Annotated in this window: 13 protein-coding genes; all 13 read right to left on the bottom strand. The window is 68.0% G+C overall.

The window, feature by feature from the left end:
* Window positions 1-53 precede the first annotated feature (53 nt).
* The 13 genes from ALIDE2_RS06385 to ALIDE2_RS06325 all read right to left on the bottom strand — a co-directional run bounded on the left by ALIDE2_RS06385 (window position 54) and on the right by ALIDE2_RS06325 (window position 13,101).
* Window positions 54-1,115 (bottom strand): 6-phosphofructokinase, encoded by a 1,062-nt coding sequence (locus tag ALIDE2_RS06385; protein ID WP_041701293.1) that lies wholly within the window; start codon window positions 1,113-1,115, stop codon window positions 54-56.
* A 2-nt stretch (window positions 1,116-1,117) separates the two neighbouring features.
* Entirely contained in the window at window positions 1,118-2,200 is a 1,083-nt protein-coding gene (gene nagZ / locus ALIDE2_RS06380) for a beta-N-acetylhexosaminidase (RefSeq protein WP_013519972.1), read from the bottom strand.
* A 64-nt stretch (window positions 2,201-2,264) separates the two neighbouring features.
* The gene (acpS, locus tag ALIDE2_RS06375) at window positions 2,265-2,657 is read right to left on the bottom strand and encodes a holo-ACP synthase (protein ID WP_013519973.1); all 393 of its coding nucleotides are present in this window, start codon (window positions 2,655-2,657) and stop codon (window positions 2,265-2,267) included.
* Window positions 2,658-2,714: 57 nt separating this feature from the next.
* Window positions 2,715-3,482 (bottom strand): pyridoxine 5'-phosphate synthase, encoded by a 768-nt coding sequence (locus ALIDE2_RS06370; protein WP_013519974.1) that lies wholly within the window; start codon window positions 3,480-3,482, stop codon window positions 2,715-2,717.
* Complete coding sequence (gene recO, locus ALIDE2_RS06365; protein ID WP_013721649.1) at window positions 3,479-4,252, bottom strand: DNA repair protein RecO; 774 nt, start codon at window positions 4,250-4,252, stop codon at window positions 3,479-3,481. Before recO ends, ALIDE2_RS06370 begins: the two co-directional genes overlap by 4 nt.
* A 221-nt stretch (window positions 4,253-4,473) precedes the next feature.
* The gene (era, locus tag ALIDE2_RS06360; RefSeq protein WP_013519976.1) at window positions 4,474-5,415 is read right to left on the bottom strand and encodes a GTPase Era; all 942 of its coding nucleotides are present in this window, start codon (window positions 5,413-5,415) and stop codon (window positions 4,474-4,476) included.
* Window positions 5,416-5,483: 68 nt separating this feature from the next.
* Complete coding sequence (rnc, locus tag ALIDE2_RS06355) at window positions 5,484-6,170, bottom strand: ribonuclease III (RefSeq protein WP_013519977.1); 687 nt, start codon at window positions 6,168-6,170, stop codon at window positions 5,484-5,486.
* Window positions 6,171-6,172: 2 nt separating this feature from the next.
* Window positions 6,173-6,538 (bottom strand): DUF4845 domain-containing protein, encoded by a 366-nt coding sequence (locus ALIDE2_RS06350; protein WP_013519978.1) that lies wholly within the window; start codon window positions 6,536-6,538, stop codon window positions 6,173-6,175.
* Window positions 6,539-6,551: 13 nt separating this feature from the next.
* The gene (gene lepB / locus ALIDE2_RS06345; RefSeq protein ID WP_013519979.1) at window positions 6,552-7,526 is read right to left on the bottom strand and encodes a signal peptidase I; all 975 of its coding nucleotides are present in this window, start codon (window positions 7,524-7,526) and stop codon (window positions 6,552-6,554) included.
* Window positions 7,527-7,532: 6 nt separating this feature from the next.
* A complete protein-coding gene (lepA, locus tag ALIDE2_RS06340) occupies window positions 7,533-9,341 on the bottom strand; it encodes a translation elongation factor 4 (protein ID WP_013519980.1) in 1,809 nt (602 codons plus the stop codon).
* Window positions 9,342-9,765: 424 nt separating this feature from the next.
* Window positions 9,766-11,247, bottom strand: a complete 1,482-nt coding sequence (locus ALIDE2_RS06335; protein WP_013519981.1) for a DegQ family serine endoprotease — start codon at window positions 11,245-11,247, stop codon at window positions 9,766-9,768.
* A 109-nt stretch (window positions 11,248-11,356) separates the two neighbouring features.
* On the bottom strand, window positions 11,357-12,337 hold the full coding sequence (locus ALIDE2_RS06330) for a MucB/RseB C-terminal domain-containing protein (protein ID WP_238530111.1): 981 nt from the start codon (window positions 12,335-12,337) through the stop codon (window positions 11,357-11,359).
* Between the two features lie 128 nt (window positions 12,338-12,465).
* Window positions 12,466-13,101, bottom strand: coding sequence for a sigma-E factor negative regulatory protein (locus ALIDE2_RS06325; protein WP_238530109.1), 636 nt, complete (start codon window positions 13,099-13,101; stop codon window positions 12,466-12,468).
* Window positions 13,102-13,135: the final 34 nt, after the last annotated feature.

Genomic DNA, 13,135 nt, shown 5'->3' with positions numbered 1-13,135 from the left:
CCCGGAAAAACCCTTTACAGCAAAGCGCTTCCAGCTCTCAAATCTGAAGCAGATCAATCACCCAGGCACACGCCGATGTCGCGTGCCATGGTGATCAGGTCGTGGTTCGGCGGCACCTTGCGCTGGGTGTTCGCCACCCGGGCGATCTCCACGCTGCCGATGCGCCCGTCCTGCAGCGTGACCATGCGGTCCAGCTGGCCGGCGATCACCAGTTGCGCCGCATGATGGCCGAAGCGCGTGGCCAGCACGCGGTCGAACGGCGTGGGGTCGCCGCCGCGCTGCACGTAGCCCAGCACGGTGGTGCGCACCTCGCTCTTGAGGTGCGGCTGCAGCTGCTGGCGCAGCACGTGGCCCACGCCACCTAGGCGCACCGGGTCGGGGCTGCCGGCCACGCGCTCGCGCACGGTGATCTCGCCGCCGCGCGGCTTGGCGCCCTCGCCTATGCAGATGATGGTGTAGCGCTGGCGCTGCTCGCGCTCGCGGCAGCGGTCGATGATGGCCTGCAGGTCGTAGTCGATCTCGGGCAGCAGGATCACGTCGGCCGCGCCTGCGATGCCGCTCTCCAGCGCCAGCCAGCCCGCGTGGCGGCCCATGGTCTCGACGATCATCACGCGGTGATGGCTGTTGGCCGTGCTCTCCACCCGGCGCAGCGCGTCGGTGGCCGTGGCCACGGCCGTGTCGAAGCCGAAGCTGCGCTCGCACAGCGCGATGTCGTTGTCTATGGTCTTGGGCACGCCCACGCAGGCCAGGCCGATTTTCTGCAGGCCGTGCGCCAGGCTCATGGTGCCGTCGCCGCCTATGGCCACGACCACGTCCAGGCCCAGGGCGCGCACGTTGCGCCGCACCTGCTCCAGCGTGGCCTCGTCCTTCAGGGGGTTGGCGCTGTTGCTCGTGCCCAGGATGGTGCCGCCCATGTGCAGGATGCCCGAGACCCGGTCCCACACCAGCGGCCGGGCGCGCGGCGTGTCGCCCATCAGGCCCTCGAAGCCGTCCAGGATGCCCAGCACCTCGACCCCCTTGCCGTGGCCATGCTGGATCAGCGACTTGGTGACGGCGCGGATCACCGCGTTCAGGCCGGGGCAATCGCCCCCGCCCGTGAGCACGCCGATGCGCATGTTCATGGCAGCAGGTCCAGCGCGTGCATGTAGGCCGGCTGCACCATGAGGTCGTCCCAGGGCTGCGGCAGGGTCTCGGGCAGCAGCGCCTGGCGGCGCGCCTCGCTGGCCCTGCTGGCCTGCCAGCGGCCCGCGGCCTGGGCGTCGGCCAGGCCGGCTATGAGTTCGTCCACGGCCTGGCCGTCGCCCAGGCTCTGGTTGCACAGCAGCACCAGGTCGCAGCCGGCATTGAGCGCGGCCACGCCCGCGTCGGTGTAGCCGACCACCTGGCCATCGATGCGCCGCGCGCCCTCCATGCTCAGGTCATCGCTGAAGATGGCGCCGTCGAAGCGCAGCCGGCCGCGCAATATGTCCTGCAGCCACCTGGCCGAGAAGCCCGCGGGGCGGCCGTCCACCTTGGGATAGATGACGTGCGCCGGCATGACGCTGGTAAGCACGGTGGACAGCCACGGGTACGGCGCCGCGTCATCCTGCAGGATGGCCTTGAGGCTGCGCCGGTCCACCGGGATCTCGGTGTGCGAGTCGGCCCGGACGAAGCCGTGGCCCGGGAAATGCTTGCCGCAGTTGGCCATGCCCGCCTGCAGCAGCCCCTGCATGAGCGCGCGCGCCAGCATGGCGACCACGCGCGGGTCGCGGTGGAACGCGCGGTCGCCGATCACGCCGCTCTCGCCCCAATCCAGGTCCAGCACGGGCGTGAAGGAAAAGTCCACGCCGCAGGCGCGCAGCTCGCTGCCCAGCACGTAGCCCGCCGCCGTGGCCGCCTCCATGGCGCGCAGCGCGCCGCTGCCCTGCCCCGCCTTGCCGTCGTTCATCCACAGTTCGCCGAAAGCGCGCATGGGCGGGATGTGGGTGAAGCCGTCGGTGCGAAAGCGCTGCACGCGCCCGCCCTCGTGGTCCACGCAGATCAGCAGGTCGTGGCGCACGGCCTTGATGGCGGCCGTGAGCGCGAGCAGCTGCGCGCGGTCCTGCCAGTTGCGCGCGAACAGGATCACGCCGCCCACGAGCGGGTGGGCCAGGCGGCGGCGGTCGTCGGCGCTCAGCTGCGTGCCGGCCACGTCGATGATGAGGGGTGCATGTTCTGTCATCTTTTTGCTTTCGTGTCGATAGCTGCCAGCGCTCGATGGATGGGCGCTGGAGGCCGTTTTTGCTTCAATCCTTTTCCACCACGCAGAAACTCGCGGCGTAGTCGCTCTCGTCGGTCACGCTCAGGTGGCAGCGCAGGCCGCGCGCCTCGAACCAGTCCTTGAGCGCGCCGTGCAGCACGATCGTCGGCTGGCCGCTGGCCAGCTTGGCCACCTCGCAGTGGCGCCAAGTCATGGGCATGCGCAGCCCCAGGCCTATGGCCTTGCTGAACGCCTCCTTGGCGGAAAAGCGCGTGGCCAGGTAGCGCACGCCGCGCTCGGGCCAGCGCGCGCCGCGTGCGCGCCAGGTGGCCAGCTCGCCGTCCGCCAGCACCTTCTCGGCGAAGCGGTCGCCATGGCGCGCCAAGCTGTCGCGGATGCGGCGCACGTCGCAGATGTCCGTGCCTATGCCATAGATCATGGTTTCAAGTGAAATAGGCTCCCAGCGCTTGCGGGACAAGCGTCGGCAGCTATGGAATCAGGAGTCGCGTTCGAGCATGCCCTGGTCTATGCAGCGCTGGTAGGCGCGCACCGTGTCGCCGTAGCCCAGCTCCAGCGCGTCGGCAATCAGCGCATGGCCTATGGAGACTTCGAGCACGCCGGGCACGGCGGCCAGGAAGTCGGCCAGGTTGTCGCGGTTCAGGTCGTGGCCGGCGTTCACGCCCAGGCCCGCGTCCAGCGCGGCCTGGGCCGCGTCGCGGTAGCGCGCGAGTTCGGCGGACTGCCGGGGCGTGCCCCAGGCGGCCGCATAGGGCTCGGTGTAGAGCTCCACGCGGTCGGCGCCCACGGCCCTGGCCGCGGCCATCTGCTCGGGCACGGGGTCCATGAACAGGCTGACGCGCACGCCCAGGGCCTTGCATTCGGCCACCAGGGGGGCGAGCCGCTCAGCGTCCTCGGGGAAGCGCCAGCCATGGTCGCTGGTGAACTGGCCCACGCTGTCGGGCACGAAGGTGGCTTGGGCAGGAAGCACCTGGCAGATGAACTCCATCAGGTTGTGCGTGGGGTTGCCCTCGATGTTGAACTCGGCCTGCGGCCATTGTTTGAGCAGCGCGGCCAGTTCGTGCACGTCCTGGGCGCGGATGTGGCGCTCGTCGGGCCGCGGGTGCACGGTGATGCCCTGCGCGCCCGCCTGCAGGCACAGCTGCGCGGCGCGCGTGACGCTGGGTATGCCCAGATGGCGCGTGTTGCGCACCAGGGCCACCTTGTTAACGTTGACCGAGAGGGCTGTGCGTGGGAGGGAGGTCATAGCGATTGCAGGTCCATCATGAGCTGGCGCGTGCGCAGCAGGGGGCTTCCGCAATGGTATTGCAGCAGCGCGCGCAATTGTGCTTTGAGCTCTCCGGTGGCGGGGGCTCCCGCGCCGGCCACGGCGCGCAGGACCGCCGTGTAGCCCTGCTCCAGCGCCCGCTGCAGCACCAGCCACTGCGCGCCCGTGAGGGCCGCGCGCTCGCCATGGGCCGCGGCGCGCAGGCCGCCCTCGGCCACCAGGGCGTAGCGCGACTGCGGCGCCAGCGCGCCGAGCGTGGCGGTCTCGGCATCGAGCGCGGGCAGCAGGCCGATCTCGCGCAGCAGCAACAGCTCGAAGGCGCGCAGCACGGGTTCGAGCGCCTCGCCGTGCGCGCCGCTGCCGAGCACGCGCACCACGCCCGCGTACAGGTCGAAAAGCTGGGCATGCGTGTCCTCGCGCGCCAGCAGGCGCAAGAGCAGCTCGTTCAGGTACAGGCCCGACAGCAGCGCGTCGCCCGTGGGCAGCACATGGCCGCCCACCCACTCCGCAGCCTTGAGCGTGTGGATCTCGCCCTGCCCGACCTCGCCCGCCAGGCCCCAGGCCAGGCGCAGCGGCTGCAGCGGCAGCAGCACGGGGCGGAAGTTGGAGGTGGGCTTCTTCGCGCCCTTGGCGACCAGGGCGACGCGCCCGTAGTGGCACGTGAACACGTCCAGGATCAGGCTCGACTCGCTCCAATCGTAGGCGTGCAGGATGTAGGCGGGCTCGTCGACAATACGGCGCGTAGCCATGGAGAAGCTATTCTTTCAATAGCTGCTAGCGCTTATTGGATAAGCGCCAGAGGCCGATTTACATGCGCACGCCGCCCGCAACGCCTGAAACCCGCACCCGTGCCACCCGCCAGAAGGCCGCGGAGCAGGCCATGTCAGCGGGCGCCGTGGAGCTGGCTTTGCCAGGCCACCGGCGGCGTCCCCCTGGGGGGAAGGCGCGAAGCGCCTCAGGGGGGTGTCCATCATTCATAGCCGAAGGAACGGACGCGCGCCTCGTCGTCGGCCCAGCCGGAGCGCACCTTGACCCAGACTTCGAGGAACACCTTGGCGTCGAGGAGCTTTTCCAGCTCCTGGCGCGCCTCGGTGCTGATGCGCTTGAGGCGCTCGCCCTTCTCGCCGATCACCATGGCCTTGTGGCCGTCGCGTTCGACGACGATGGTCGCCGCGATGCGGATGAAGCGCTTGTACTGCTTGCTCTTTTCCTCGTCCCACTTGTCGATGACCACGGTGGACGTGTAGGGCAACTCGTCACCCGTGAAGCGGAACAGCTTCTCGCGCACGGTCTCGCTAGCGAGGAACTTCTCGCTGCGGTCGGTGAGCTCGTCCTCGGCGTACCACCAGGGCTGCTCGGGCAGGTACTTCTCGCAAATGCCGAACAGGCGCTCGATGTCGCCCTTGTTCTTGGCCGACATGGGCACGAACTCGGCGAAGGGATGGCGCTCCTGCATGCCCTTGAGCCAGGGCGCGATCTCGGCGCGGCGGTGCACGGTGTCGAGCTTATTGGCGATGAGCAGCGTGGGGATGCCGGGCTTGAACAGGCTCAGCACCTTAGCGTCGGCCAGCGTGAAGCTGCCGGCCTCGACGACGAACAGGATCAGGTCCACGTCGCCGATCGCGCCCATCACCGTCTTGTTCAGCGACTTATTTAAAGCCGTGCTGTGCCGCGTCTGGAAGCCCGGCGTGTCCACGAACACGAACTGCGTCTGCCCCCGCGTGCGTATGCCGGTGATGCGGTGGCGCGTGGTCTGGGCCTTGCGGCTGGTGATCGAGATTTTCTGGCCCACGAGCGCGTTCATCAGCGTGGACTTGCCCACGTTGGGCTTGCCCACGATGGCGATCAGGCCGCAGCGCTGGCCCGCGGCGTCGCCCGCCGCGCTGCCGCCCGCTCGCGCGGCAGCGAGCATGGATTCAAGATCATTTTGGCCGCCAGCGCCCGGTTCATCGGCGCTACCAGCTACCATATTCATAGCATTCATGCGTGCTTTGCTTTCAGTTGGGCCAGCATGGCGGCAGCCGCCGCCTGTTCGGCCGCGCGGCGCGACGCGCCGCTGCCGCGCTCGGCCAGCTGCAGCGCCGGGACCTCGCATGCGACGTGGAACACCTGCTTGTGCGCGACCCCCGTGGTCTGCACCACGCGGTACTGCGGCAGGCTCATTTTGCGACCCTGCAGCCACTCCTGCAACGCCGTCTTGGCATCCTTGGCGGCCTCCTGCAGGCGCGGGCTCAGCTCCACGCCCTCGAACAGGCGGTGGACCAGGGCCTGGGCCTGCTCGTAACCCGCGTCCAGGTAGACGGCGCCGATGACGGCCTCCAGCGCATCGGCCAGGATGGAGGGGCGCATCTTGCCGCCGGAGCGCGATTCGCCCTCGCCCAGGCGCAGCACCTGCGGCAGCTGCAGGCGCACGGCGATGCCGTGCAGCGACTCCTGCCGGACCAGCAAGGCGCGCACGCGCGAGAGCTCGCCTTCGGGCAGGCCCTGCATGCGCTTGAACAGCAGGCTGGAGACGGCCAGGTTCAACACCGAGTCGCCGAGGAACTCCAGGCGCTCGTTGTGGTCGGCCGAGAAGCTGCGGTGCGTGACGGCACGCTGCAGCAGCGAGGGATCGGAGAACATGTGCTGCAGCCGCTGCTGCAGCGCCGGGAGGCTGTCGGGCGGCACTACTAATTGGTCGATTCTTTGAAGCGGTAGACCAGGTAGGCCGGCCCCGCCAGCGGTATCTCACGCGAATAGCTGAACGAGACGACGACCTTGTCGTTGCGCTTGGTGATCTCCAGGTCCTGGCCGGAGATGGAGTGGATGTCGTCGATCTGCGCGGCGCGGTCGAACGCGGCGCGGATCTCCGGCACCGTCGAGCCTTCGCGAGCGGCCTTCGTGGCCGCCTTCTTGATGGCCGCGTATTCGATGAAGACGGGGACGGACTGCCCGCCGATGGCGAACGCCGCCACGGCCAGCACGCCCACGAAGATCACGCCGATGAAAGACAGCCCGCGCTGGCGCGAACGTGCTGCCGTGCGTTGCAGACCCATACCCATCTCCCCCTCAGTTGAACGAACCTATGCGCTTGAGATCACCGAAATTCATCCACACGAAGAAGGCCTTGCCGACGATGTTGGCATCCGGCACGAACCCCCAGTAGCGCGAATCGAGCGAATTATCGCGGTTGTCGCCCATCATGAAATAGTGGCCCTCGGGTACCGTGCAGGCCACGCCCTCGACGCTGTAGCGGCACTGGTCGCGGAACTGGTAGTTGCTGGCCCCCTGCACGAATGCGGGCATCTCGGGGTTGTTGAGGATGCGGTGGCGGTGCGTGCCGAGCTGCTCCTCGAACTGCTTGAAGTAGCGCATCGCATCGCGGTCGAAGAAGTCGGGCAGCGCCGTGGCGGGCACGCTCTGGCCATTCACGGTGAGGCGCTTGTTCAGGTAGGCCACCTCGTCGCCGGGCAGGCCGACCACGCGCTTGATGTAGTCCATGCTGGGCTGGGGCGGGTAGCGGAACACCACCACGTCGCCGCGCTCGATCGGCTTGCCCTGGGTGATCTTGGTGTTGAGCACGGGCAGGCGCAAGCCGTAGGTGAACTTGTTCACGAGGATCAGGTCGCCCACGAGCAGCGTCGGGATCATCGAGCCCGAGGGGATCTTGAACGGCTCGAACAGGAACGAGCGCAACAGGAACACCACGGCGATCACCGGGAACAGGCCCGCCGTCCAGTCCAGCCACCAGGGCTGCATGAGGATGCGGCCCTTGGCCTCCTCCACGTCGCCGTCCACCTTCTGGATGCCCATGCGGTCGAGCTCCGCGCGGCGCCGGGCCGCGGCGTCCTCCAGCGCCTGCGCTGCCTTGCGCCTGCGCGGCAGGAACACCAGACGCTCGGCCAGCCAGTAGCCGCCCGTGACCACGGTGGCAAGGAACAGCAGCAGCGCGAAATTGCCTTCTATGGCGCCCACGTACCAGGCCCCGATATAGCCCACGAAGGCCGCGAGCACGGCGCCCGTGATGTATTGCATGGCTTGCATCGCGTATCAATCCTCCACTTGCAGGATGGCGAGGAACGCCTCCTGCGGAACTTCCACCGAGCCGATCTGCTTCATGCGCTTCTTGCCCGCCTTCTGCTTCTCCAAGAGCTTCCTCTTGCGCGTGATGTCGCCGCCGTAGCACTTGGCCAGCACGTTCTTGCGCAGCGCCTTGATGGTCTCGCGCGCGATGATGTTGGCGCCGATCGCGGCCTGGATGGCCACGTCGAACATCTGGCGGCTGATGATTTCGCGCATCTTCGCCGCCACGGCGCGGCCCCGGTAGGCGGCCTGCGTGCGGTGCACGATGATGGACAGCGCGTCCACCTTCTCGCCGTTGAGCAGGATGTCCACCTTCACCACGTCGGAGGCGCGGTACTCCTTGAACTCGTAGTCCATCGAGGCATAGCCGCGCGACACGCTCTTGAGCTTGTCGAAGAAGTCCAGCACGATCTCGCCCAGCGGCAGCTCATAGGTCAGCATGACCTGGCGGCCGTGGTACTGCATGTTCATCTGCACGCCGCGCTTCTGGTTGGCCAGCGTCATCACCGGGCCCACGTAGTCCTGCGGCATGTACAGGTGCACCGTCACGATCGGCTCGCGGATCTCCTGGATGCGGCCCTGGTCCGGCATCTTGGAAGGGTTCTCCACCATGATGACCTCGCCGTCGCCCTTGACCACCTCGTAGACCACGCTGGGCGCGGTGGTGATCAGGTCCTGGTCGAACTCGCGCTCCAGGCGCTCCTGCACGATCTCCATGTGCAGCAGGCCCAGGAAGCCGCAGCGAAAGCCGAAGCCCAGCGCCTGGCTCACCTCGGGCTCGAAGTGCAGCGATGCGTCGTTGAGCTGGAGCTTCTCCAGCGCGTCGCGCAGCGCGTCGTACTGGTTGGCCTCGGTGGGGTAGAGCCCGGCGAACACCTGGGGCTGGATCTCCTTGAAGCCGGGCAGCGCCTCGGTGGCCGGGCCCGCGTTGTTGGGCAGCTTTTTCTCCAGCGTGATGGTGTCGCCCACCTTGGCGGCCTTCAGCTCCTTGATGCCCGCGATGATGTAGCCCACCTCGCCCGCCCTGAGCGCGTCGCGCTGCACGTTGGCGGGGGTGAAGACGCCGAGCTGGTTGGCCTCGTAGGCGGCGCTCGTGGCCATCATCTTGAAGCGCTCGCCCTTCTTGAGCTCTCCATCGACCACGCGCACCAGCATCACCACGCCCACGTAGCTGTCGAACCAGCTGTCGATGATCATGGCGCGCAGCGGCGCATCGGGCTTGCCGCGCGGCGCCGGCACCTTGGCGACGATCTGCTCGAGCACGTCGTCGATGCCCATGCCGGTCTTGGCAGAGATCGGAAGAGCCTCGCTCGCGTCGATGCCGATCACGTCCTCGATCTCGGCCTTGGCGTTCTCGGGGTCGGCCTGGGGCAGGTCCATCTTGTTGAGCACGGGCAGCACTTCCACGCCCAGGTCGAGGGCCGTGTAGCAGTTGGCCACCGTCTGCGCCTCCACGCCCTGCGAGGCATCCACCACCAGCAGCGCACCCTCGCATGCGGAGAGCGAGCGCGAGACCTCGTACGAGAAGTCCACGTGGCCCGGCGTGTCGATGAGGTTGAGGTTGTAGACCTGCCCATCCCTGGCCTTGTACTGCAGCGCCGCAGTCTGCGCCTTGATGGTTATCCCACGCTCCTTCTCGATGTCCATCGAGTCGAGCACCTGCGCCTCCATCTCGCGCTCGGCGAGGCCCCCGCAGCGCTGGATGATGCGGTCAGCAAGCGTGGACTTGCCGTGGTCGATGTGCGCAATGATCGAAAAATTTCTGATGTGATTCATCAACGGGATACGACAAATGTTTGAATGGCAAGACCCAGGGCAAGAAAAAAGGGCGCGTCAAACAAGCGACGCGCCCTGAACCAACAATCTTTGGCAACTGCGATGGTTGGAGCCTCATTGTAGGCAAAAAGCCTCCCGCGGGGAGGCCATCCAACGACTGCCGAGGGCCGTTGCCATGGTGCAACGAAATTTTATTAACAGATTATCCACAGAATTTCCGCCCTTTCTGAACAACAAGTGCGCAAACTGTGGAGCAGCTGTGAATTGCGCCATGCGTTTCCGCATGGCGGCGCAGCAGTACTGAGTTTATAGCGAATACTTCTGTATCAAGGATGCATTCTATCGAAATGGGCAAATGGGACTTTGCGGCCAAGCGCCGGACGCCAGGCACAAAGCCCTATTCCCGAGCAGGATGCGGGGTGCCTCAGCGCGCGGGGCGGATCAGCACGTACTGCGCCCACTCGCCGCGCCGCAGCAGCACGTTCACGGGCTTGCTCTTGTCGGCCTTGGCCAACGCGGCCTCGAAGTCCTTGAGGTTGCGGATCTCCAGGTTGGCCAGGGCCACGATCACGTCGTCCGCACGCAGCCCCGCACGCGCGGCCGCATCCTCGGCCGAGACCACGCGCACGCCGCCCTTGATCTTGAGCTCTTTTGCCTGGGCGGGCGTCAGCTCCGCCACCACCAAGCCGAGCTGCTGCGCAGCCACCGACGGCGACTTGCCCTTGCCATTGCCCTCCGCGGCCTTGGCCACGGCCTTCTCGTCGGGCTCGACCTCGGCGATGGTGATCGTCAGGTCCCGCGTGGCGCCCCGGCGGAAGACCGTGATGCTGGTCTTCGTGCCCGGCTTGGTGTTGCCCACCAGGCGCGGCAGGTCGGCCACCTTCTCCACCGTCTTGCCGTCGTAGCGGGTGATGATGTCGCCCGCCTCGATGCCAGCCTTCTCCGCGGGCGAGCCCGGCTCGACGCCGCGCACCAGCGCGCCCTGCGACTTGCCCAGGCCGATCGATTCGGCCACCTCCTTGGACACGGATTCGATCTGCACGCCGATGCGGCCACGCGTCACGCGCCCGCTGGTGCGCAGCTGCTCGCTCACGCGCATGGCCTCGTCGATGGGGATGGCGAACGAGATGCCCATGAAGCCGCCGGAGCGCGAGTAGATCTGGCTGTTGATGCCCACCACCTCGCCGCGCATGTTGATCAGGGGCCCGCCCGAATTGCCAGGGTTGATGGCCACGTCGGTCTGGATGAAGGGCAGGTAGTCGCCCGTGTCGCGCTGCTTGGCGCTGACAATGCCCGCCGTCACCGTGTTCTCCAGCCCGAAGGGCGAGCCGATGGCCATGACCCATTCACCGGCCTTCAGGCGGCTCACGTCGCCCACGCGCACGGCTGGCAGGCCAGTGGCGTCGATCTTCACCACGGCCACGTCGGTGCGCTTGTCGGCGCCGACGATCTTGGCCTTGAATTCACGCTTGTCAGTCAGGGTCACGACCACCTCGTCCGCGCCCTCGACCACATGGGCATTCGTCATCACGTAGCCGTCGCTGCTGAGGATGAAGCCCGAACCCACGCCGCGCGGCTGTTCCTCGGGCTGCTGGCGCCTAGGCCCCTGCTGGCGCGGAATGTTGGGAACGGGCAGGCCGAAGCGCTTGAAGAACTCCAGCATGTCCTCGTCCATGCCATCGATCGACGGGCGTGCCGCCACCTTCTCCATGGTGCGGATGTTCACGACCGAAGGCCCCACCTGCTCCACCAGCTCGGTGAAATCGGGCAGCCCCCTCAGCGCAGGCGCCGACTGGGCGTGCGCCGCGGATGCGCCCGCCAGCAGGCCCGTTCCCCCGGCCAGCACCACCACCACCGCCAGGACGCAGGACTGCAGCCCCTGTTTCCACTCGATCCTCGACATCATCGGTCTTTCCCATTCCTCAAAGAGTTGCCCCGTCACCCACGGGGAATGCAGTATGTGAAGTTGCGCGGCGCCATTGGTTCCCCGCCATCGCCGCGCCCGGCGCGCGGCCTCAGCGCCCGCGCCGCATGGTTTGCATGAAGTACCGCAGCGTCCGCTGGGGCACCTCGCCCACGACGGTGACCCAGGTGTCGCCCGAAACCTTCTGCGCCAGCACCTGCGTGGCGCCCATGCTGGCCACCTGTTCCGTCAACGGGTGGCGCCGCACGCTGTAGGGCTCCATGAAAACCGACAGGGTCGCCATGCCGTCGGAATAAATGCATTGCACGACCGGCCGCGCCGGTTCCGCCGGCGCGAGGCCGTGCCGCCTGTAGCACCCTTGCGGCGCGAAGCCGGCTACGCTCTCGTCCAGGGTCCAGCCCTCGGCCTGCGCGGTGGTCGGCTGTGTGGGCACGGTCACCAGACGGTAGCCGGCCACGTCGGCCATCATGCGCGCCATCGATTGCAGGCCCAGGGGCACCCCCATGGTCAGCTCCGAGAACGCCGACTGCTCCAGCACGCGCCCGTCGCCATCGATGGTCTGCATCTTCATGAGCAACCCGGATGCCCGGTCGATCCAGACACGGTAGCCAAAGCGCCAGGCATCGCGCGGCACGAAATCCAGCATGTCGGCGTCGAGCCCCGCCACGCGCTCCGGCCGGCCCATCCGCACCATATAGTGCCGTGCCGGCTGGGCGCCGCTGGCGGCAGGCACGCCCGGGAAGGAGCCGGGAGCCTGCCGCATCTCGCTGCGCACGACGCGCTCCTGCGGCAGGAAGGTGCGGACCTCGCCATCACGGCGGAAGACGATGCGGGGCGTGCCGCTCAGCGCCTCCACCCGTTCGATCTGGCGCTGCCCGTCGCAGGCATGCCAGATGCGGTAGCTCGCCATGGCACCGTGCGCCGACAGGACCACGAAGGTGCCGCTGTAATTGCGCTCGAGCGCGGCCTGGCGCATGCGGCCGATCCAGGCGGCCACGTCCATGGACTCGCGCGCCTCTCCTGGCGCCGCCGCGCCCGCCTCGTGCGCGCGGGTAGCAGGTGCTGCAGCCATGAGCATGCAGCCCACCACGGCCACGCACCGCGCCGCCCGGCGAAGGCAGGCACGGTGCTTCGGCGGCAACCGGTTCCCATACACCCTCATGCGCCCGCTCGACTGCCGGACATGCGCTCGCCCCGCGCTCAGCGCGCCGGGGCCTCGAAAGTCGCGTTGCGCAGGAAGCCCGCGGGCATCTGCAGCGCGGAGGTACTGCCGAACTGCTTGTGCGCGGCCAGCAGCTCGTCCAGGCGCGGGTCGCGGATCATGATCTGCTGCCCCTGCGGCCCACCCGCCGTTGCCACGAACGCGGGCGCCACGGCCTCTGCAGGCGGCTGCGCCGCGGCAAGCTGCGCCCCCTGGGGCGCGGTGCCGCCCAGACCCAGGTAGGCGTTCCAGCCCAGGGCCGCCACCGCGGCCAGCGAAGCGAAGCCCGCCGCAAGCTTCCAGCGGAAGACGGAGGCGTTGGCCGCCGCATCCTGCGCATGGGGCGCGGCTTCGCGCGGCGCGGGCGCCACCTGGACCAGCGGCTGGGCCGTGGCCACGCCGGCGTGCCGGGGCTCCAGCGCCAGTTGTTCGCGCAGGCGCCCCAGAAACGCCGGATCGGCGACATACGTCACCTCGGAGCTGCGCAGGGTGTCGCCGATCAGGTGGTAGATACGCCAGGCCGATTCGCCCTCCTCGGTCGCTGCATAGGCCACCGCCTGGGCAAACGCCTCGCCCTGCAACTCGCCATCGGCCAGGGCCGACAGATGTTCACGCATCCTCGCATCGTCGTTCATGGAATCACCTGCCATAGTGCGCAATCTCCGACCT

The sequence above is a fragment of the Alicycliphilus denitrificans K601 genome, assembly GCF_000204645.1.
Taxonomy (GTDB): Bacteria; Pseudomonadota; Gammaproteobacteria; order Burkholderiales; family Burkholderiaceae_C; genus Alicycliphilus; species Alicycliphilus denitrificans.
Note: the sequence above shows the minus strand (reverse complement) of the source record. Positions and strands in the feature narration are given on the sequence as shown.